Source organism: Saccharibacillus sp. CPCC 101409, from assembly GCF_030518235.1.
Classification (GTDB): Bacteria; Bacillota; Bacilli; order Paenibacillales; family Paenibacillaceae; genus Saccharibacillus.
In genome coordinates, this window is sequence record NZ_JAULSA010000004.1 from 410386 (window position 1) to 428711 (window position 18326).

22 protein-coding genes are annotated in these 18326 nt (G+C 58.0%); 7 read left to right on the top strand and 15 right to left on the bottom strand.

Features of this window, described 5'->3' with window-relative positions:
* Positions 1–187: 187 nt before the first annotated feature.
* From QWJ34_RS12100 to QWJ34_RS12115, 4 genes are read left to right on the top strand one after another with little or no spacing between them, the layout of a single operon-like run.
* Entirely contained in the window at positions 188–1114 is a 927-nt protein-coding gene (locus QWJ34_RS12100; RefSeq protein WP_302728034.1) for an ABC transporter permease, read from the top strand.
* 1 nt (position 1115) lies between these two features.
* Positions 1116–2066 carry an ABC transporter permease gene (locus QWJ34_RS12105; RefSeq protein ID WP_302728035.1) on the top strand — a complete coding sequence of 317 codons (951 nt, stop codon included), beginning with the start codon at positions 1116–1118 and terminating at the stop codon, positions 2064–2066.
* Positions 2067–2121: 55 nt separating this feature from the next.
* Positions 2122–3804 carry a peptide ABC transporter substrate-binding protein gene (locus QWJ34_RS12110; protein ID WP_302728037.1) on the top strand — a complete coding sequence of 561 codons (1683 nt, stop codon included), beginning with the start codon at positions 2122–2124 and terminating at the stop codon, positions 3802–3804.
* Between the two features lies 1 nt (position 3805).
* Positions 3806–4117 carry a DUF3899 domain-containing protein gene (locus QWJ34_RS12115; RefSeq protein ID WP_302728038.1) on the top strand — a complete coding sequence of 104 codons (312 nt, stop codon included), beginning with the start codon at positions 3806–3808 and terminating at the stop codon, positions 4115–4117.
* A gap of 136 nt (positions 4118–4253) precedes the next feature.
* Here QWJ34_RS12115 and QWJ34_RS12120 read toward each other — a convergent pair whose 3' ends face one another.
* Positions 4254–5144, bottom strand: a complete 891-nt coding sequence (locus QWJ34_RS12120; RefSeq protein ID WP_302728039.1) for a tetratricopeptide repeat protein — start codon at positions 5142–5144, stop codon at positions 4254–4256.
* Between the two features lie 127 nt (positions 5145–5271).
* Here QWJ34_RS12120 and QWJ34_RS12125 point away from each other — a divergent pair, with 127 nt between their 5' ends.
* Positions 5272–5829, top strand: a complete 558-nt coding sequence (locus tag QWJ34_RS12125; RefSeq protein ID WP_302728040.1) for a shikimate kinase — start codon at positions 5272–5274, stop codon at positions 5827–5829.
* Positions 5830–5892: 63 nt separating this feature from the next.
* Here QWJ34_RS12125 and QWJ34_RS12130 read toward each other — a convergent pair whose 3' ends face one another.
* Entirely contained in the window at positions 5893–6789 is an 897-nt protein-coding gene (locus tag QWJ34_RS12130; RefSeq protein WP_302728042.1) for a helix-turn-helix transcriptional regulator, read from the bottom strand.
* A gap of 119 nt (positions 6790–6908) precedes the next feature.
* Between QWJ34_RS12130 and QWJ34_RS12135 the strand changes: the two genes are divergently transcribed.
* Positions 6909–7796 carry a sugar phosphate isomerase/epimerase family protein gene (locus QWJ34_RS12135; RefSeq protein WP_302728044.1) on the top strand — a complete coding sequence of 296 codons (888 nt, stop codon included), beginning with the start codon at positions 6909–6911 and terminating at the stop codon, positions 7794–7796.
* Positions 7797–7932: 136 nt separating this feature from the next.
* Here the strand turns inward: QWJ34_RS12135 and QWJ34_RS12140 are convergent, their stop codons facing one another.
* The 11 genes from QWJ34_RS12140 to QWJ34_RS12190 all read right to left on the bottom strand — a co-directional run bounded on the left by QWJ34_RS12140 (position 7933) and on the right by QWJ34_RS12190 (position 16320).
* Positions 7933–8481, bottom strand: a complete 549-nt coding sequence (locus tag QWJ34_RS12140; RefSeq protein WP_302728045.1) for a GNAT family N-acetyltransferase — start codon at positions 8479–8481, stop codon at positions 7933–7935.
* A gap of 75 nt (positions 8482–8556) precedes the next feature.
* Positions 8557–9348 carry a lipid II flippase family protein gene (locus QWJ34_RS12145; RefSeq protein ID WP_302728046.1) on the bottom strand — a complete coding sequence of 264 codons (792 nt, stop codon included), beginning with the start codon at positions 9346–9348 and terminating at the stop codon, positions 8557–8559.
* A gap of 111 nt (positions 9349–9459) precedes the next feature.
* Entirely contained in the window at positions 9460–9909 is a 450-nt protein-coding gene (locus QWJ34_RS12150) for a hypothetical protein (RefSeq protein ID WP_302728047.1), read from the bottom strand.
* Positions 9910–9925: 16 nt separating this feature from the next.
* Positions 9926–10429: a hypothetical protein gene (locus QWJ34_RS12155; protein ID WP_302728049.1), complete on the bottom strand. Its 504-nt coding sequence runs from the start codon at positions 10427–10429 to the stop codon at positions 9926–9928.
* A gap of 38 nt (positions 10430–10467) precedes the next feature.
* On the bottom strand, positions 10468–10833 hold the full coding sequence (locus QWJ34_RS12160; RefSeq protein WP_302728051.1) for a hypothetical protein: 366 nt from the start codon (positions 10831–10833) through the stop codon (positions 10468–10470).
* 9 nt (positions 10834–10842) lie between these two features.
* Positions 10843–11163, bottom strand: a complete 321-nt coding sequence (locus QWJ34_RS12165) for a hypothetical protein (protein WP_302728052.1) — start codon at positions 11161–11163, stop codon at positions 10843–10845.
* Between the two features lie 54 nt (positions 11164–11217).
* A complete protein-coding gene (locus QWJ34_RS12170) occupies positions 11218–11685 on the bottom strand; it encodes an NUDIX hydrolase (RefSeq protein WP_302728053.1) in 468 nt (155 codons plus the stop codon).
* Between the two features lies 1 nt (position 11686).
* Positions 11687–12169, bottom strand: a complete 483-nt coding sequence (locus QWJ34_RS12175; RefSeq protein WP_302728055.1) for a hypothetical protein — start codon at positions 12167–12169, stop codon at positions 11687–11689.
* Between the two features lie 60 nt (positions 12170–12229).
* The gene (locus QWJ34_RS12180; RefSeq protein WP_302728056.1) at positions 12230–12832 is read right to left on the bottom strand and encodes a hypothetical protein; all 603 of its coding nucleotides are present in this window, start codon (positions 12830–12832) and stop codon (positions 12230–12232) included.
* A gap of 39 nt (positions 12833–12871) precedes the next feature.
* Positions 12872–13276, bottom strand: coding sequence for a hypothetical protein (locus tag QWJ34_RS12185; RefSeq protein WP_302728058.1), 405 nt, complete (start codon positions 13274–13276; stop codon positions 12872–12874).
* A gap of 362 nt (positions 13277–13638) precedes the next feature.
* On the bottom strand, positions 13639–16320 hold the full coding sequence (locus QWJ34_RS12190; protein ID WP_302728060.1) for a glycoside hydrolase family 78 protein: 2682 nt from the start codon (positions 16318–16320) through the stop codon (positions 13639–13641).
* A gap of 161 nt (positions 16321–16481) precedes the next feature.
* Here QWJ34_RS12190 and QWJ34_RS12195 point away from each other — a divergent pair, with 161 nt between their 5' ends.
* The gene (locus QWJ34_RS12195; RefSeq protein WP_302728062.1) at positions 16482–17384 is read left to right on the top strand and encodes a helix-turn-helix domain-containing protein; all 903 of its coding nucleotides are present in this window, start codon (positions 16482–16484) and stop codon (positions 17382–17384) included.
* A 4-nt stretch (positions 17385–17388) separates the two neighbouring features.
* Here QWJ34_RS12195 and QWJ34_RS12200 read toward each other — a convergent pair whose 3' ends face one another.
* Both QWJ34_RS12200 and QWJ34_RS12205 read right to left on the bottom strand, forming a co-directional pair.
* A complete protein-coding gene (locus QWJ34_RS12200; RefSeq protein WP_302728064.1) occupies positions 17389–17763 on the bottom strand; it encodes a hypothetical protein in 375 nt (124 codons plus the stop codon).
* 22 nt (positions 17764–17785) lie between these two features.
* Positions 17786–18286 carry a cysteine hydrolase family protein gene (locus tag QWJ34_RS12205; RefSeq protein ID WP_302728066.1) on the bottom strand — a complete coding sequence of 167 codons (501 nt, stop codon included), beginning with the start codon at positions 18284–18286 and terminating at the stop codon, positions 17786–17788.
* Positions 18287–18326 lie beyond the last annotated feature (40 nt).

Sequence of the window (18326 nt, forward strand, 5' to 3'; positions counted from 1 at the left end):
GCTTCCATATCCCGGTTTCAAGCCGCGGCCTTTTTACCAGAATGACCTTATGTCTTTGAATACTTGACATGAATAGCAGTTTACATTAGCATTTCCTAGTAACATTATTGGAATTAACGAATTATCGCATCGCTGCTTTATCCCTTTAAATTTTTAACGTTTGGATACGGATAGGAGATTTTGCCGGATGTATATTGTGAAACGCCTTTTTCTTATGCTGCTGACGCTCTGGATCATTGTCACGCTGACGTTTATTATCATGCACGCGATTCCGGGAGATCCTTTCTCCAACGATTCGAAAACGATCCCGCCGGCCGTGCTGGAGAATATGCGGGCCCGCTACAATCTGGACAAGCCTTACGCAGTCCAGTACGCGCTGTACCTGAAGAACCTGCTGATGCTCGACCTGGGGCCTTCGATCCAATCCAAAACGACGGACGTAAACACCTTGATCGCGCGCGGCTTCGGCCCGTCGGCGATACTCGGCATTCAATCGCTCGTTATCGCGCTGGTCGCCGGGATCTCGCTCGGGACGGTGGCCGCTCTGCGCCATAATCGACCACTGGATTATATTTCGATGTTTATCGCGATTCTGGGCGTGTCGATTCCGAGCTTTATCCTGGCGCCTCTGCTGATCAAGTACCTGGCCGTCAAATGGCATCTGCTGCCCGTCGCCTCCTGGGGCACGTGGAAACACACGCTGCTCCCGTCGATCGCGCTGGCCGTGTCGCCGCTTGCGGTTATCGCCCGCTTCATGCGCACCAGCATGCTGGAAGTGCTGCACCAGGACTATATCCGCATGGCGAAAGCCAAAGGATTGTCGGGGCGCGCGGTAACGATCCGTCACGGTCTGCGCAACGCGCTGATCCCGGTCGTGTCGTTTATCGGGCCGCTGTTCGCTTCGGTCATTACCGGCACGTTCGTCGTCGAGAAGATCTTCGCGATTCCCGGCATCGGCAAATATTTCGTGGACAGCATCTTCAACCGCGATTATCCCGTGATCCTGGGCACGACTATTTTCTACAGCGTCATCCTGGTCGTAACGCTGTTCCTGATCGACATATCCTACCGGCTGGTCGATCCGCGAATCAAACTGTCCAGTAAAGGAGAATGAGATGAAGACCGCTTTCCCGCCCGAACAAAAACACCTTTTTCAGCCCGTGTCCCGCGAAGAGATGCCCGCCGCGGCCATCGGGCGTCCGTCCGAATCGTACTGGCGCATCCGTCTACATAAGCTGTTCAAAAACAAACTCGCCGTGCTGGGACTGGCGCTGCTGCTGATTATCCTGGGACTCGCCGCCGCCGGCCCGCATCTGGTGCCTTACGCGCCGAGCGACCAGTCGCTGCTCAAGACCAATCTTCCGCCGTCGGCGGAGCACTGGTTCGGCACCGACGATCTGGGGCGCGACGTCTGGGCCCGTACCTGGGCCGGCGCGCGCATCTCGCTGCTGATCGGCTTCTCGGCCGCGGCGATCGACCTCGTGCTGGGCGTGCTGATCGGCAGCGTCGCCGGCTACTGCGCCGGACGCGGCCGGACCGGGGACCGGATCGACAGCGCGCTGATGCGCCTGATCGAAGTCCTGTACAGCATTCCGTATCTGCTGGTCATCATCCTTCTGCTGGTCGTGATGAAGCCGGGGCTCTTGACGATGATCGTCGCCCTGTCCATCACCGGCTGGGTCGGGATGGCCCGCATCGTGCGCGGCCAGATTCTCCAGCTCAAGCAAAACGAATACGTGACCGCCGCCCGCAGCCTGGGCGCGGATCACCGCCGCATCGTGTTCAAGCATCTGCTGCCGAACGCGACGGCGATCATCATCGTCAACCTGACGTTCTCGATTCCGGCTGCGATCTTCGCGGAATCGTTCCTCAGCTTTCTCGGGCTGGGCATCCAGTCCCCTTCCGCAAGCTGGGGCACGATGGCCAACGACTCGCTCGGCGTCATCCTGAGCGGGCAGTGGTGGAGACTCTTTTTCCCCGGCCTGATGATCTCGCTGACCATGCTGTCTTTCAATACGCTGGGCGACGGCCTTCAGGATGCGCTCGATCCGCATTCGAAGGCCTAAATATAGAACTCCATACAAACTGTCGCACCATACCAATTAGGGGAGGAATCATGCAATGAAGAAAAAGATTCAGGGGTTGTCCGTTTTGCTGCTGCTTATCCTGGTCGTGCTGGCCGGATGCTCCGGCGGCGCAAATACGGCGGCGACCGGGGAACCGGCTTCTACCAAGACCAACACCGCCGCGGAGGCCGCGCCGGAAGAAGCGCCGGCCGACGTCGAACAGGTCATCACGACCAACCTGGCGGGCGGCGAACCGTATACGCTCGATCCGGCGTTCGCGTCGGACACCACGTCGTATTTTGTGATCGGCAATCTGTACGAAGGACTGTACACGTACGATAAAGCCGGCAAGATCGTCGAAGGCGCGGCCAGCAAAGTGGACGTTTCCGAAGACGGAGCGACTTACACGTTTACGATCCGCGACAACGCCAAGTGGTCCAACGGCGAGCCGGTCACGGCCAAAGACTTCGAATATTCATGGAAACGGGTGCTGAATCCGGAGACCGCCGCTTACGACCCTTCTTCGCTCTACTACATCAAGGGCGCGGAAGAATACAACACCGGCAAAGGCAAAGCCGAAGACGTGGGCATCACCGCCAAAGACGACCAAACGCTGGTTGTGCAGCTCAAGTCTCCGCTCGGTTTTTTCCCGACGATCGCCGTGGGCACGCCTTACCTGCCGGTACAGCAGTCGGTCGTGGAAGGCGACGAGAAGTGGGCCGCGGAAGCGTCGACGATCGTCGGCAACGGACCTTACGTCGCGAAAGACTGGAAGCATAACGAAGAAATCAGCCTGACCAAGAACGATCAATACTGGGACAAAGACGCGATTACGATGGCGACAATCAACTTCAAGATGGTCCAGGACGCGACGACGTATTATCAAATGTACAAAACGGGCGATCTCGATATGATTCTAAGCCTGCCGGTCGATACGCTGGATCAGGAGAAAAGCAGTCCGGAATTCCTGTCGCACCCGTCGTTCTCGGTGTACACGTACTCGTTCAACGTCGAGGAGAAACCTTTTACCAACAAAAAGATCCGCCAGGCCATCGCTTACGCGATCGACCGCGAAGTACTGGCGACCAACGTAACCAAAGGCGGCGAAACGCCGGCTTACGGCTACGTCCCTTACGGCATCACCGCTCCGTCGGGCAAAGACTTCCGCGACGAAGCGCCGGAGAAATACTACGAGTTCAACCCGGACAAAGCCAAAGAGCTGCTGGCCGAAGGCTTGAAAGAAGAAGGACTGACCTCGCTGCCTCCGGTGACGTTCAAGTACAACACGTCGGACAAGCACAAGAAAGTCGCCGAAGCGATCCAGGAACTGCTCAAGACCAATCTGGGCATCGAAGTGCGGCTGGAGAACCAGGAATGGAAAACGTATATCGATACGTTCAAGCAGAAAAACTTCCAGGCGGCGCGCATGGGCTGGGAAGGCAACTTCCTCGATCCGCTCGGCGTGCTCGCGCACTATACCAGCGCCAACTCGAATAACTTCACCAATTGGAAAAACGCCGACTACGACAAGCTGATCGAAACGTCGACGTACGAGTTGGACCCGGCCAAACGCTTCGAAGAACTGCACCAGGCCGAAGCCATCCTCATGGACGAGCTGCCGATCATCCCGATCCAGTTCTCCGCGGACACCGCGCTGATCAGTCCGAAGATCAAGGGCATCGTGTTCGATACCCGCTCGAATCCGGATCTGCGCTTCGCCGTTCGGACGGAGCAGTAAGATGAACGGGACGAACGCCGTGGAAGCGGCCAACCAGCTGTTCCTGTACGGCTTGATCGGATTGACGGCCGGAGCGCTGTTCCATGTGCTGCAAAGCGGATTTCTCGCCGTTTTCCTGCGCGGCTTCTCCGGTCTCGGCCAGGCGTTCGTCCGGCAGTCGCGCTTTCTTCAGCGGGAGAACGAGCGCCTGAGCCGCGACCCGATCCATACCGAGTGGAAACGCTCCGTGCTGCGCGGCTTGAAATTTGTGTTTCTCGGCGGCGGCGCGCTGCTGACGATCGTGTCGCTGGCGCTGCTGGCGGCCGGGGCGTGAATCGCAATGCGAACCGGAATGTGGATTTAAAAAAAGAGTTTTGCCGCTCCCAACCGAGAAGCCGGCAAAACTCTTTTTGCTATATTCGGCGGCTCTAGAGCTTCTCCGTTTCCTCCGCTTGCTTCAACTCAAAGTTTCATCCGATCCGCCGGCTTTCGCTCAATCGTTCTTTTTGCCGCAAATACGGTTCGATATAAGGACCTTCCGTTTCGCCGTGATCCACCGCAAACACTTCCAGAATCCGGTCCAGCGTATGGAGCAGGGCGGCATCGTCCCGGCGAATCTCATGGATATGCAGCAGCGAGGTCAAAGCGTCGATCCTGCGCGGCGCCGTCTGCATCGCGAAAGAGCGCTCGTACGCTTCCTCCGCTTCTTCGTACCGGGCGAACTTCGCGTACTGTTCCGCCAGCAGGTAGAAGCAGGCCGCGCTGTCCGGGTACGTCCGGCACGCCTGCGCCCAGCGCCGCTCCGCTTCCGTACGCTCCCCTTTTCGATACAGAATCTCGCCGGCGTAAAAATCCAGCACATAGCTCCGCTCGCCCGCAAACACACCGGCCTGCCCGATCTGCGTCTGTGCTTCGTCGAACCGGTAATCGGCAATCAGGTGCTCGATCAGGATGCGGCGCGCGATCAGCAGCTCGGGATGCCGCCCGATAAACTCGACATAATAATCGATCAGCCGACGGTTATTCGTTTTCTGAAAATCCGGGAGCAGGCCGCCTGCGCACACAGCATAATTGTCGTGCAGTCCGATCTGCCCCGGATCGAGTTGTAGTCCTTGCAGCGCCGCTTTTTCGCCAATCCGCTTGGCCGCGTTCATCCGGTACACCTGAAGCTCCGAGACCAACCACAAGCACCGCGCGTCCCCGGTCTGCTCGGCGAGCTGCCGGAACCGCGCTTCCAGCGCGTCCAGTTCTGCGACGGACAAATCGTTTGTTTCCCAGGTGGACCACAGACGTTCCGAAGCTTCTTCCAGTTCTCCGCGCCAATCCTGTTCTTCCGGCACGTTCGGGGGATTACCGTTCATAAGACGACTCCTTTGCGGCTTTCGTTGTTATACGCTTCTTCTGATAAACGGTTGCTCCCTTCGATCCGTTTCTCTATAATAGAAGAAATCTGAGTTTCGGAATTTAAAGCGGCAAAGGGGCAGGGTGATGCTTGACGTGAATACGCATATTCCTCTTCGGGAGAAAAATATCGTGCTGATCGGATTTATGGGCGCGGGGAAAACGACGGTCGGACAGCTGCTGGCGCAGAAGCTGGAGCGCGAGTTTATCGACGCCGACCAGGCGATCGAGCAGGCGCACGGGATGCCGGTGACGGAGATTTTCCAATCGCTGGGCGAGCCGGCTTTTCGGCAGATCGAAAAAGAGTACATCGTCGGCCTGTGCGGCGGGCAGCGCAATAAAGTGATCTCGCTCGGCGGCGGGTCGTTTATGCAGGAAGAGATCCGCGAGGCATGCCTCGGCAGCAGCCGGGTCGTGTATCTCGATCTGAGCTGGGACGCGTGGCTGCGCCGCTTCGAGCTGCTGATCGATACCCGTCCGCTGCTGCAAAGCAAGTCGGTCGAAGAAGTCGAGCAGCTGTTCAACAGCCGCCGCCCGGTGTACGAAAGCGGCCATCACGTCGTCAACGTCGATACGCGGGAACCCGAAGAACTGGCGGAGACGATCGCGCGCACGCTTCGGGCGGAATGGGAGCGGGGCGAATAGGTAGCAAAATTCAAACCTCGGATAAAAAAGAACCGCTGGAGACCTGGCGGTTCTTTGGCGTGCTTACACTTCCCTTCTTCCCGCCTGCGAAGGCGTCTTGCCTTTATGCTGCCGGAACAGCCGGGCAAAGTAGCTCGGATCGCCGCAACCCACGCGTTCCGAGACTTCGGTGACGGTCAGGCCGCCCTGCTCCAGCAGGCGCTCCGCTTCGTTCATCCGGCAGACGTTCAGATACTCGACGAAGGTGCGGCCGGTGAGCTGCTTAAACGTTTTGCAGAAATGGTACGGGTTCAAATTGACCATCTGCGCGGCTTCGGCGACGGTGATCGGTTCCGCGTAACGCTGCTCCAGCCGCTGAAGCAGAGGCTGAAAGCGCTCGCGGTTGAAATCGCGGCGTTCGAGCTGCGCCCGGCTTTCCCGCTCCTCCGGGAAGAGGCGCGCAAGCTGGACGAACAGCTGGTACAGCTGCATTTTGATCACCAGCTGGTAGCCGGGGCGCTGCGCGCAGTACTCGCTCAGAATCTGGTGGAACAGCGGCAGACAGGTCTCGGCGATCGTATCGGCATTCGGATGCTCCGGCAGCCGCACGCGTCCTTCCAGATACGGAGCCAGCATTTTGACATGCAGCGGGTCGTTCATCCAATCGTGGAACAGCGCCCCGCTGAATACGATCGCGCTGTGCCGGATATCGCCGTCGCAGGTGCTGTAACCCGCGTGCAGCTTCCCCGGCGGAATCAGCAGCATGTCTCCCGGGCCCGCATGGTACGCTTCGTTGTCGATCTGAAAAACCGCCGTCCCTTCGTGCATCACCAGAATCTCGAAATGCTCGTGCCAGTGCAGGCTGACGATTCGTTGACCCAGCGTCGCCCTCTGATTGCCGATGATGCAGACGCGAAACGGATAACTTTTCTCAAGCATGCCCGCTTTTTCCCGCAGCTGCTCCAAGTATGCTGTGCTCATCGTTTGCTACAACTCCTCAAGATTGGACTGGTTATCCGCAATATGGTTAAAGATTCGGGCGCATGCCGACTCTATACTGACCTTATTCCTTTATTATATTCAGGTCAGGAGTGAAAATCATGCAGCACGAGATCAAGATCGGAGCACTTGTCGAAGCCGTGGACGCCCTACGCATCATTCCCCAGATCGCCAGGCACGGATTCGAGTCGTTTCAACTGACGTTCTGGCAGACGACCCGCGGAACCGACCTTGCGGAATTCGCCAAACAAATCGGGGAACTGGCCGAAGAGCACCAATTTGTCGTATCCGGTCTCGGGGTGTTCGGCAACGCGCTGACCAACACCGGCGACCATGCCGACATGATCGACAGCTGGAAGCGCCTGATCGACGCGGCTCCGCTGTTCGGAACGAATCTCGTATCCGGCTTTACCGGACGCATTCCCGGCGAGCCGATTCCGGCTTCCATGCCCAGATACACCGAAGTCTTCGGCGAACTGTCCAAACGGGCCGAGGCAAACGGTACGCGAATCGTATTCGAGAACTGCCCGATGGATGGCACGTGGAAGACCGGAGATTACAACATCGCGCACAATCCTTCGGCCTGGGAGATGATGTTCAACGCGCTGCCGGCCGACAATATCGGGCTGGAATGGGAACCGTGCCACCAGATGATCAACCTGATGGACCCGATCGCTCAGCTGCGCAAATGGACGGACAAGATCTACCATGTGCACGGCAAAGACGCTACGATCGCCTGGGACGTGATCCGCGAGCACGGCATCCACAGTCCGCATCCGTTCTACTTCGAGCGCACGCCGGGCTTCGGGGACTGCAACTGGACCGACGTGATTACGATTCTGCGCCAGGCGGGCTACAAAGGCAGCATCGATATCGAAGGCTATCACGATCCCGTGTACCGCGGCGAGCTGGAGATGACCGGCCAGGTGTATGCGCTGAATCATCTGAAGCACTGCCGGGGCGGAGCTTTCGTGCCGAATCCTTCGTAATGCTTGCTTGAATGTCCTTGAGCAGATTTAACCGATCTTTATGCAAAGAACCATGCCCGCCGAAAAAAAGGGACATGGTTCTTTTTGCTCTATTCGTCGGTTTGGAGCGGGCGTTTCGTGCGGCCTGCGGCGATGCTTACTCCGGACGCTTTTTCTCGATCAGCCAGCAGTCTTCGTATACGCCTTCGTGCAGCTCGCGGCTCTCCAGACGCTTGACGCGGACAAAGCCGTTTTTCTCGTAGACGCGCAGCGCCCGCTCGTTTCGGACCTGCGGGTCCATCACGAGCTTGTCCGCCCGCTTCTCCGTAAACAGATAATTCGCCGCTTCCGCGATCAGCCGAGAGCCGATGCCCCGGTCCCGGCAGTCCGGTTCGCCAATAAACTGATCCATTCCGTAGATAACGGACGGATCGCCGCTATAGCCGTATTCCCCACGTTCCTCGTCTTCCAGCGGATAGAACTGCATATAGCCGATCGGCCGGCCTTCATGCAGCACGATGCCGCGCACTTCTTCGCCGGAATCTTCATCGTAAAAGTCTTCGCGCACGCGCTCGGAATCGTAAGGTTGATCGCGGCCGCCGTACCATTCCAGCACAAGCGGGTCGGTCAGCCACTTGAGCAGCAGCCTTTCGTCGCCGGGTTCGAGCGTTCTTAGGGCGATGCCGCGTTGGTCAAATAAGATCATCGTGTCGCCTCGACGGCGAAATGGACCATGGGCCAGGGCATGGGGTAAGCCTCCTTTTTAAATGCCGTTTTCCTTCTAAATCAACTTAATCATAAACACGATAAAATAAGCCGCCGGCAGCAGCAGGAGCTGCGCCAGCAGAGTCCCCGCCAGACGCGACGCCATCAGCAGCACGTAAATTTTGCCCAGGCGGTCGCGGTACGTTTCGTCGTTCAGCGCTTTGTCCGTAATGAGTCCAATCTGGGGATCGATAAACACGGTCAGCAGAATGGTTGCGACCCCGTTGATCAGACCGGACGATTGCGAAGCGGTCGTGGCAAGCTCGGGAATAAGGTGCGAGGCGTACAGCGCAGACAACACCCCTACCGTATACACGGCAGTGACAATCACGTTGATTGCGATAAACCGCTTGGAGATGCCCAGAATGCGAAACTCACTCAGCTTCAGCGACGGTTTTCGGATATAATGGCGCGTATTGCGCAGCTGTCCGACCGTTACGCTCGTCACGAGTTTAGGCAGCGAACCGGCGACTTCCAGCTTGGCGATTACGCGGCCCCACAGCAGCACGAACGTCGGAAACAGCAGCATGGCGATCAGCGTCCCCAGCGATGCGGCGAGCAGGATGATCCGCATATTGCCCAGCAGGTCGAAGGAAGCGTTTATTTTGGCATAGTCGGTCAGCTTCGCGGTCAGCGGTGCCTGGATCATATTCGCAGTCCGCGAGACGAGTACCAGAATGCCCGCCAGCGACAGCGCAACCGCAATCTTACCGATCCGCACGCCCGCGTAGCGCAGCGAGTACGACAGCGTTTCGGCCGTATGGATAATCAGGGTCAGGATAAAAACAATAATTAAGTAATTCAGCATCGGTTGTTCAAGCTCCCGTTACGGCGGCTTTGGAGTCGTCGTTATTTCAAGCACGATTGAGCATCGTTTTCTTTTTAAAGCCGTTTTTGTCCCTTTTCCGTTGGGCCGATGCTATCCCACAAACCAGGCATCGTCCGCAAACGACATCCATTTGAACCATGCGCCGCCTGCCGTAATCGCGATCTCGCAGTAGTTTCCGTCATAGGCATTCCGGTCGGTTATGCCGAAGATCGCAAACTCGCCGGGAGAAGAAAAACGCAGTTCCAGAATCTCCAGATCGGTCAGAATATCGTACGATTGGATGGCGCGTTTGTCTTTGCCTTCGTAGAGATCGGCATGAAAATGGCGCACATTGGCAAACTCCAGCGATCCGTCGTCCACCCTTTTGGCGACCGGATACGGATTCAGGCTGTGCTCCGCCAGGATATTGACCGCTTCGATATGCAGAATCAGCCGGTCTTCGGGCAGCGAATATCCGTTGACGACGGCATCGTGAAAATCGATCCGCGCAAACTCTTCGTCCCGCGCGAAGTCGCTGATATATTTCCATTTTTCTTTCATACGCTTATCCTCCCGCTTACGGCTCCTGCTTCCGTCGAAATTCGCTGCGCTGAGGCGGAACAATCTCATGCTCCGTATCGTCCGCCCAGCAGCGCACCTGCCGATGCCGGCCCATGCCGACGGTGTCGAATTCGTCTTTACCTTCCGCGCGCGTTACGCCGAGCTTTTGCAGCGCATGATTGATCGCGCCGTCCCGGCGGTCTTCGGCCAGCAGTTCGATTCCTCTGTCCCATACCCGGCAGGTCTGGTCGCCCCAGCCGCCGAAATATTCGGCTTCCGCGTAAGCGACCGTTCCGTTCGCAGACAGGGAGCGGCCCGCCGCTTCGATCTGCTCGGTCAGAAAATCGCTGTCCGCGACGAAGCGTCCTTCCCCGGCATTGATCTCGCCTTGAAGCTCCTCGGTCAGCGGAATCGTAGCCAGGTCGCCCGTCAGCCGGATCAGTTTGACGTTCTTATATCGGGCGCCTGCGGCGCTCAGTACATCGGCCCGGCCGATAAAGCCTTGATAATCGTAAACCATATTCCGTTCTCCTTATTATGCGGCGTTCCCTACGTCGTTCAAGAAGCCCGCCGTCGTTCTTTGCGCAGCAGCAGATTACGCACGGGCACCAGAATCAGCGGAGGCACAATCGCGAACAACGTATACAGGATATAAACAAACGGAAGCCAATCCCGGGTTTTGTCCACGCTGCCCATCTGCATATAATCCGCCGGAATCGCCCAGAGCAGCAGCGAAGCGGCCAGCAGCAGAAGATTCGATCCCAGCATGTACAGAAGATTTTTCCACAGCCCGCAGTAAACCAGCATCGTAACGACCGCCAGTGCCCAAAACGCCGGCTGTACCCAAACAAAAACCGTGCCCAGTATCAGCGGATACAGAATCATCAGCGTAATCTGAATGCGTTTATCGGTATAAAGCTTCATACGTCCCTCCTATTCGCCGTTCGGCCGGTTTTGCTGCCAGAGTTGAATTTCCGTTTTCCCGTCGATCGCTTCGCGTTCCGCGTCGTTCAGCGCATTAACCCGGTTGAGTTCGCGGTCCAGATCGTATTTCTCGGCTTCCCGCTCGCGCATCAGCCCCATATGCCTGCGAATCTCCTGCATGCCGGCGTGCAGCTCGCGCGTCCGGCGATAGTTGAGAATGCTGACTGCAAAGATGACGACCAGCAGAACGACCGCGCCCATAAACTGCGGCGTAAAGATAACCAGCAGCGCTCCAAGCAGAAGCAGTCCGATCAGAACAAGCAGTTCCATGCTCAGCCCCTCCTTCTTCGTATGCGAATTTTTTTGACTCTATGCCGACCGGCCTTAAACCCTAATCTCCGTGAAGCCCCGGGCCGCCAGATACGCTCGAAGCGCCGGACGGTCGGCCGGATTCAATTCATCGGGCAGCGTATCCGGCAGGAAAAATTGCAGCTGTTCGGTTTCTTCTCCATCCGGAGCCGGTTCGCCTTGAAACTCTCCGCAGCGGTACGCCGCGATGACGTTATACACCTCGTCGCCGTGCGGATAGCGGTAATACAATTCTTCGCCCGAGAAAACGCCGATCAGCTCAAGCGCCCCGGCTTCGAGTCCGGTCTCTTCTCTCAGCTCGCGCCGCGCGACTTCTTCCATGCTCTCGCCCGGTTCCAGCGCTCCGCCGGGAAGGCCCCAGCGGCCGTTATCGGTTCTTTTTTGCAGCAGAATGCCGCCTTCCCGCTCCGCGATCACGCACGCTCCCGCCATAATCAGCGGCCTTGTGCCGACCAGCTTGCGCAGATCCGAAATATAACCCAATTCAATCCCTCCACTCTTTATACCAATCCGGCGCCATTTCGTGGATTTCTCCGCCGGGCATGCAGATCAATTCCCAGTGTTCGCCGGGAGGCGAATAAGCCACACCGGCGGTCCAGCTTTCGTACTTCGGATCGCCTCCGTACATATAGAAAACGTTCCCGTCTTCAAACACCAGCACCAGGCCGGTCGGCCCGGTCGAAATAAAAGCGCGTTCGATTACTTTATATCGGAGTCCGATCAACGCCAGCCATTCTTCTTCCCGGCTTGTATGGAAACGTTCAGGCTCGCTTTCCGGGAAGCTGCCGGGCATCGTATCGAACACGCGCCAGCCGGAAGACAGGTTGATATAAATTTGTCCCGATATACGGCCGGCCGCCTCATACGAATCGGAAAGAAGAAGCTGAGGCCCCGCGCCAAACCTTATGCCTTCGACCGCTGCTCCGACAAACAAAAAATCGAGAATGCGCTGAATACGATCCTCCATGCCATCCCCGCCTTTCCCGGCGAAATGTATGCCTCGCACTTTGGTTTCCGGTGATTCCTGCTAAATCGGTTCTTCAAACGCGCCGTTCGTCAGCTGCTTGAGCTCCAGCTGCGCTGCCGGCGTGCAGCACACAAACGTAACCGACTGGTCTACCCGGCGTTCGAGAAAACGGAGATCCGGACCGCGGAAGATCGTAGCGGCTCCGCCCAGGATGTCGAGATCGAACCAGTCGCCCTGCAGCCGGGCATACAGTTCGTGCTTTTTGCCGTTTAACGTAAAAGAGATCTCGGTTCCCGCCGCATCGAAGTCCACTTTGCCGGACAGTTCTTCGATCTCGATTCTCCCGCCGGTCATCGCGACCATCGTTTCGACCGCTTGTTCGTAGACGTCTTCTTCCTCCACGCATTCGATATCGAACGTCCAGATCTGCGGAGACAACCGATATAAACCCCTGCCCCGTTCGAACTGTTCGAGTCCGGCGATGTTGAGCAGCAGAACGTAAGGTTCTTCTTCGTACAGCTCCCGTTCCCAATGCCGCGTCAGCTGCTCGATCAATTCTTCTTCGGGCAGGCTGAACCCGATTCCCAGACTGACAAGCTTTCGGATTTGTTCTTCCAGTCCCGCTCCTGCGGATGAATCGTTGGGGGTTGAATGAATGTTCATTTTATTCTCTCCTTCTCATATTGGATTGCGCGCCGGGGTTCAGAACATCCGCCGGTCGACCAGCAGTACGCCGTTATTCGCCATAAGCGACGATTCGACTTCGGGACTCACGGCGCGAACTTTATCCGCAAGGTCGGCCGGTACGATAGCGAACGGCCAGGCCTGCGGCGCGCAGCCTTCGGCAATCTGCGACAGCGAAGCGGCACCTCCATTCTCTAGGCTACTCTGAACCATATAGACAGGCAGTTCCGACCAGATCCGCTCGCAGAGCCGGATCAATGGGGTCAAGCGCTCTTCCCGAAACTCCATCGCGGCGATCGAAGGAGCATCCTCGTCGACCATCATTTCATATTCGGGAACCAGCAGGATAGCATGCAGCTCTTTCTCAAGGTAGTCGAACCAATACAATCTCAGGTGTTTGAATATATCCGATTGCAGAAGCATTTGCCTCGTACCGCCCGAAAATCCGTTATCATTCGGATGTAATAGGTCTTCCGCATTCTGTCGATTATACGCTACGATCTCTTCGGCCGTATCGTACTCGCATTCCTGGCCATAACCGATTTGAAACGGGTAAGAAGCGAACACAAGATCGTAGAATTCATCTACCACTCGGCCATTCGGACCGGGCGGATGGAATGTAAAATCGATGGTGAAATACGTCGGCACTCCTCCACTCTCCTTTCACTCTGCTTATGAATTCGCCTTCCACTTTTTGTATCCTGCCTTTTATACGTAAAAAAGACGGCTCCTTCGCGTGAAGGAACCGTCTTTTCGTAAAGCTTCCGCTTTTTTGAATCGCTTGTCTAGCCGCCCTGCACGGTAAACGTGTACCGGCCCGACCCCAGCTCGAATACCGCCGCGCCGCCTCCGTGAACGACTTCCGCGCCCGGCAGTTCGCCGGAATCTTCGTCGCCCGGACGTACCGACTGTCCTTCTTCGAGCGGCAGCCGCACCTCGGCCGTCGTATTCGCCGGAATCTCGAAGGTGTACTCGACCGTTCCGTTTTCGCTTTTGGTCCAACCGCTGGCAATCGTGCCGTACAGCGATTCATAGGAAGCGCGCGCGTAATCCAGGCCCGAATCCGGACGCGGACGCAGTTTGATTCGCTTGTAGCCGGGAGCCTTTTCATCCGTATCGATGCCCGTCACCACCCGGTACAGCCAGTCCCCGATCGCGCCGTAGGCGTAGTGGTTGTACGAGTTCATATCGTCGCTCCAGAACGAGCCGTCCGGCTTGATGCCGTCCCAGTGCTCCCAGATCGTGGTCGCGCCCTGGCGCACGGAATACAGCCACGATGGATATTCTTCCTGCTGCACAAGCTGCACCGCGAGATCGTGATAACCGTTTTCCGACAGCACATGGCACAGATACGGCGTTCCGACGAAACCGGTGGTCAGGTGCATCTTCTGCTCGCGGATATAGCCGGCCAGTGTATCGGCCAGACGCCGCTTCGTCTCGCCTTCCGCCAGGTCGAACATCAAGACCAGCACGTGCGAGGTCTGGGTGTGTCCAGCAAGACGGCCGTTCGGCGTAATAAACTCGTCCGCAAACGCGCCGGCGATCCTGCGCTGCAACTCCGCGTAATAACCGGCGTCTTCCTCGTAACCGAGCACCGCGGCGGACTTGGACAGCAGCGAAGTCGAGTAAGCGTAAAAAGCGGTGGCGATCAGGTCGGTCGGGGTCGCGCCGACGTAACTGTTTTCTTTGGCGTCGAGCCCGAGCCAGTCTCCGTAATGAAAGCCGGTGTTCCACAGCAGCTCATTGTCCCCCTGGGCGCGAATGTACTCGACCCAGCCTTTCATGCTGTCGTACTGCTCCGCCAGAATCCGTTTGTCGCCGTAGCACAGATAGATCGTCCAAGGCCCGATGGTCGCCGCGTCGCCCCAGGCCGCCGAGGAATGCGCGTTTTCTTCCATCGTGTGCGGAATGACGAACGGAACGCCGCCGTCGGGCCGCTGGTCGGCCGCCAGATCCTTGAGCCACTTGGTGAAAAAAGGCGCGACGCCGTAATTGAACGACGCCGTGCGGGCAAACACCTGCGCGTCGCCCGTCCAGCCCAGCCGTTCGTCGCGCTGCGGGCAGTCGGTCGGAATATCCAGGAAGTTGCCGCGCTGGCCCCAGACAATATTGCGCTGGAGCTGGTCGATCAGCGGATTCGAGCACTCGAACGAGCCGGTCGGCTGCATATCCGTATGGATGACTTCGCCGGTAAAGCGGCCGGGATCGACCGGGCCCGGGAAGCCTTCCAGCCGCACATACCGGAACCCCTGGAACGAGAACGACGGCCGGAAACTTTCTTCGCCTCCGCCTTTGCAGATGTAGACCGTTTCCTGCCGCGCGGTGCGCAGATTGCCGGTATAGAAATTGCCGCCTTGGTCCAGCACCTCGGCATGATGCAGCTTCACGGTCGTGCCGGCGGGCGCTTCGATTGTAACATGCACCCGGCCCACCATATTCTGCCCCATATCCAGCACGGTTTCCCCGGCCGGCGTGGTTATCACGGATATCGGCTTGATCTTCTCCGTCACTTTGATCCGCTCGCTCTGCTCGCCGATCAGCCGGTCTTTGGACTCCGGCAGAATCTCGACCGGATGCCAGGCGGAATCGTCGAATCCTCCGCGGCTCCAATCGCCAAGCTCCAGCGAAGCATCGTACGTCTCGCCGTCGTACAAATTGGATACGCGGATCGGCCCGTCGGCGGACGACCGCCACGTGTCGTCCGACACGATGACGTCCTGCTTACCGTCGTCGTAGATCACATGGAGCTGGAGCAGCAGCGCGCGCCGGTCGCCGTACAGCTTGCCGCGCTCTTTCCAGGCGAAGCGGCCGATATACCAGCCGTCCGCAAGCGCCGCTCCGATTGCGTGCTCCCCTCCGCCGGCCAGCCGCTCCGTCACGTCGTAAGCCTGCACCTGGAGCCGCTGGTGATAGCTCGTCCAGCCCGGCGTGAACAAACTGTCGCCGACGCGCTCGCCGTCCAGCTCCAGCTCGTACAGACCGAGCGCCGTCGCAAGCAGCGTCGCCCGGCGAATGCCGCGGCCGTTCAAATCGAACGCCCTGCGCAGATAGAACGATTCCCGCGCCTGCGGGTCTACGGCTTGCGCCGATGGCGTAATCCACTGCCCCCGCCAGTCGGCCGCGTCGAGCAGCCCCGTTTCCCAGTAAGCGCTCTCACTCCACCCCGACTCTTCGCCCCGCTCGTCCCAAACTTTGATCCGGTAGACATAACGCACCGCCGATTCCAGCGGTTTTCCCGCGTATTCCGCATGCACACTCTCATCCGACCGCACTTGTCCGCTGTCCCATACCAGATTCTCCGGCGCAAACGATCCGTCCTCGCGCGAGACTTGAATCCGGTACGCGGACTGCCGGACATTCCGGCGCGGCGCTTCAAGCTTCCAGCCGATGCGCGGCGTGCGGACGGTCAGTCCCAGCGGACGATCCAGGTATTCGCAGCGCGGCTGCACAACTTTGATCGAAGACATAAAAGGTTTCCTCCTGTTTTGTGATGATTTTCTTCTTCATTGTAAGAAATCCGGGCGAAAAAGGAGGTCGCGTTTCGGACAAAATAATAGGCCGATCTGGACATGAGAGGCCGGGAAGGTTACGATCGGGTAAACGGCACAGGCCGGAAGGAGGAGTAACCATGAAGCGCAGCGTCAACCGTCTGCTGGGGATGGACTTTTTCGAAGAAGGAAGGCTGCCGCTTTACGTGAACCGCGCGGCGGAGAACTTCGAGATGCTGGAGCATACGCACGACTTTATCGAGCTTACGTACGTCAGCGAAGGCTCGGGCGTGCATTACATCGGGGAGGAAAGCCTGAACGTGTCGCGCGGCGACGTTTTCGTGATTCCGGTCGGCGTCTCGCATGTGTTCCGTCCCGCGGCTCCCGGACGCGACCGGCAGCTGATCGTGTACAACTGCATTTTCAAAACGGAGTATCTGCTGCGGCTGGAAAATCTGTTTCCGGACGCTTCCGCGCTGCTGCGGTTTTTCCGCGAACCCGGACGTCCCTGGCTGCGGCTGCGCGATCCCGGCGGGTTTCTCGGCTGGTTCCAGGAACTGCACCGGGAATACGCCGCGCGCAGACCGGGCTGCGAAGCGGTGCTGACGGCACTCGTCGTCCGCATGCTGATCGAGCTGCACCGGCAGCTTACGGGCGACGCGGCGGACTCCGCCGAATCGGCCGGACCCGCGGACATGTCTCCCGCCCGGCCTTCGATCGACAGCGCCGTGCGGCATATCCGCGACCGCTGCGCCGATCCTTTGACGCTGCGGGAACTGGCGCTGCGCGCCGGCCTCAGCGAGCGCCAGTTCAGCCGGCTGTTTGTGCGGCAGACCGGCATGAACTTCTCCGCTTTTCTGCAAAACACGCGCGTCGAAGCCGCCTGCGACCTGCTGGTTTCCTCGCATTTGAGTATCCCGGAAGTCGCGGCGGCCGTAGGGTATACCGACCTGAAATTTTTCCATCGGCTGTTCAAGCGCAAGACGGGCACGACGCCGCTGGGGTATCGGAAAGCGCAGGCGAGAACAAGTCAGGCGGAATAAGCGATCAATAATCTTTCCTATGCTTGCGCGCCAGATCCCATTTCATAAAAAGATTAATGTCGCCGATCGCATCCTTAATCATGCCGCGATTCAGGCGGTTCTCCCGCAGTTCGCGCAGAATCACGGGTTTGACCAACCTTTTATCCAGGCAGCCTTTGGTTCTGGCAATATGCGCAAAGCCGAAAACGGCGTTCGCCCGTACGTTGGCGTCTTCATGCTGCGTCAAGTCCAAGCAAATCCGCTGCGCATACTTCCAGTTCCGGTGATACATTCCGACCGAAAACGGCAGCAGACGTAGTTCGCCGGGATCGCCCCGCTCCAGAATCTCCCGGATTTCCCGGTCGGATAAAGCGTCGATATCCACGTAAATCCGCTGCATCTATCGTATCGCCTCCCGTTCGTTAAGCTTCCGGTTTCTTCGTCAGCCACTCGACTACCGGATAAGAAATCAGATTCCGGTCCCGGTAAGTCGCCGTAATAACGTCATCGTGGCGGCTGATAATCCCTTTTTGCAAAATGACAGGCTTGAATCCGCGCTCGATCGCGCCGTTGTAGGTAAACAGCACGCAGTGCTCGGCCGCGAAACCGCCCAGAATCACAAGCTCGATCCCCTGCTCGTTCAAGATCTGTTCCAGCGCCGTATTCCAAAATGCGTTCGACGTTTCTTTGGTGACGATCACGTCGGTCGGGTTCATCGTGACGGCGGGAATCGTTTGGTAGCTTTCGCGGCTGCCTTCTTCCATGCCTTCGATGTCCTGCACGTGCACGATCAGATGACCGCCTGTCCGCAGCAGATCGGCAGCGTGGTTGATGTACTCGCAGGCTCCGTCGATCTTGGGCTGCGGTACGCCTTCCAGATGAACCGTCTGCAGGTCGATGATGAGAAAAGCGATTTTGCTCATGGAATCCATCCTTTCATCGTTTGTCTATTGAAGAAGCGTC

What these genes read in the sequence shown, in the direction of transcription:
- QWJ34_RS12195 (WP_302728062.1), top strand. Translation starts at nt 16,482, where the DNA reads ATGAAGCGCAGCGTCAACCGTCTGCTGGGGATGGACTTTTTCGAAGAA.
- QWJ34_RS12110 (WP_302728037.1), top strand. Translation starts at nt 2,122, where the DNA reads ATGAAGAAAAAGATTCAGGGGTTGTCCGTTTTGCTGCTGCTTATCCTG.
- QWJ34_RS12100 (WP_302728034.1), top strand. Translation starts at nt 188, where the DNA reads ATGTATATTGTGAAACGCCTTTTTCTTATGCTGCTGACGCTCTGGATC.
- QWJ34_RS12135 (WP_302728044.1), top strand. Translation starts at nt 6,909, where the DNA reads ATGCAGCACGAGATCAAGATCGGAGCACTTGTCGAAGCCGTGGACGCC.
- QWJ34_RS12150 (WP_302728047.1), bottom strand. Translation starts at nt 9,909, where the DNA reads ATGAAAGAAAAATGGAAATATATCAGCGACTTCGCGCGGGACGAAGAG.
- QWJ34_RS12180 (WP_302728056.1), bottom strand. Translation starts at nt 12,832, where the DNA reads ATGAACATTCATTCAACCCCCAACGATTCATCCGCAGGAGCGGGACTG.
- QWJ34_RS12105 (WP_302728035.1), top strand. Translation starts at nt 1,116, where the DNA reads ATGAAGACCGCTTTCCCGCCCGAACAAAAACACCTTTTTCAGCCCGTG.
- QWJ34_RS12130 (WP_302728042.1), bottom strand. Translation starts at nt 6,789, where the DNA reads ATGAGCACAGCATACTTGGAGCAGCTGCGGGAAAAAGCGGGCATGCTT.
- QWJ34_RS12205 (WP_302728066.1), bottom strand. Translation starts at nt 18,286, where the DNA reads ATGAGCAAAATCGCTTTTCTCATCATCGACCTGCAGACGGTTCATCTG.
- QWJ34_RS12175 (WP_302728055.1), bottom strand. Translation starts at nt 12,169, where the DNA reads ATGGAGGATCGTATTCAGCGCATTCTCGATTTTTTGTTTGTCGGAGCA.
- QWJ34_RS12145 (WP_302728046.1), bottom strand. Translation starts at nt 9,348, where the DNA reads ATGCTGAATTACTTAATTATTGTTTTTATCCTGACCCTGATTATCCAT.
- QWJ34_RS12190 (WP_302728060.1), bottom strand. Translation starts at nt 16,320, where the DNA reads ATGTCTTCGATCAAAGTTGTGCAGCCGCGCTGCGAATACCTGGATCGT.
- QWJ34_RS12200 (WP_302728064.1), bottom strand. Translation starts at nt 17,763, where the DNA reads ATGCAGCGGATTTACGTGGATATCGACGCTTTATCCGACCGGGAAATC.
- QWJ34_RS12125 (WP_302728040.1), top strand. Translation starts at nt 5,272, where the DNA reads ATGCTTGACGTGAATACGCATATTCCTCTTCGGGAGAAAAATATCGTG.
- QWJ34_RS12185 (WP_302728058.1), bottom strand. Translation starts at nt 13,276, where the DNA reads ATGCTTCTGCAATCGGATATATTCAAACACCTGAGATTGTATTGGTTC.
- QWJ34_RS12165 (WP_302728052.1), bottom strand. Translation starts at nt 11,163, where the DNA reads ATGGAACTGCTTGTTCTGATCGGACTGCTTCTGCTTGGAGCGCTGCTG.
- QWJ34_RS12160 (WP_302728051.1), bottom strand. Translation starts at nt 10,833, where the DNA reads ATGAAGCTTTATACCGATAAACGCATTCAGATTACGCTGATGATTCTG.
- QWJ34_RS12115 (WP_302728038.1), top strand. Translation starts at nt 3,806, where the DNA reads ATGAACGGGACGAACGCCGTGGAAGCGGCCAACCAGCTGTTCCTGTAC.
- QWJ34_RS12120 (WP_302728039.1), bottom strand. Translation starts at nt 5,144, where the DNA reads ATGAACGGTAATCCCCCGAACGTGCCGGAAGAACAGGATTGGCGCGGA.
- QWJ34_RS12155 (WP_302728049.1), bottom strand. Translation starts at nt 10,429, where the DNA reads ATGGTTTACGATTATCAAGGCTTTATCGGCCGGGCCGATGTACTGAGC.
- QWJ34_RS12140 (WP_302728045.1), bottom strand. Translation starts at nt 8,481, where the DNA reads ATGATCTTATTTGACCAACGCGGCATCGCCCTAAGAACGCTCGAACCC.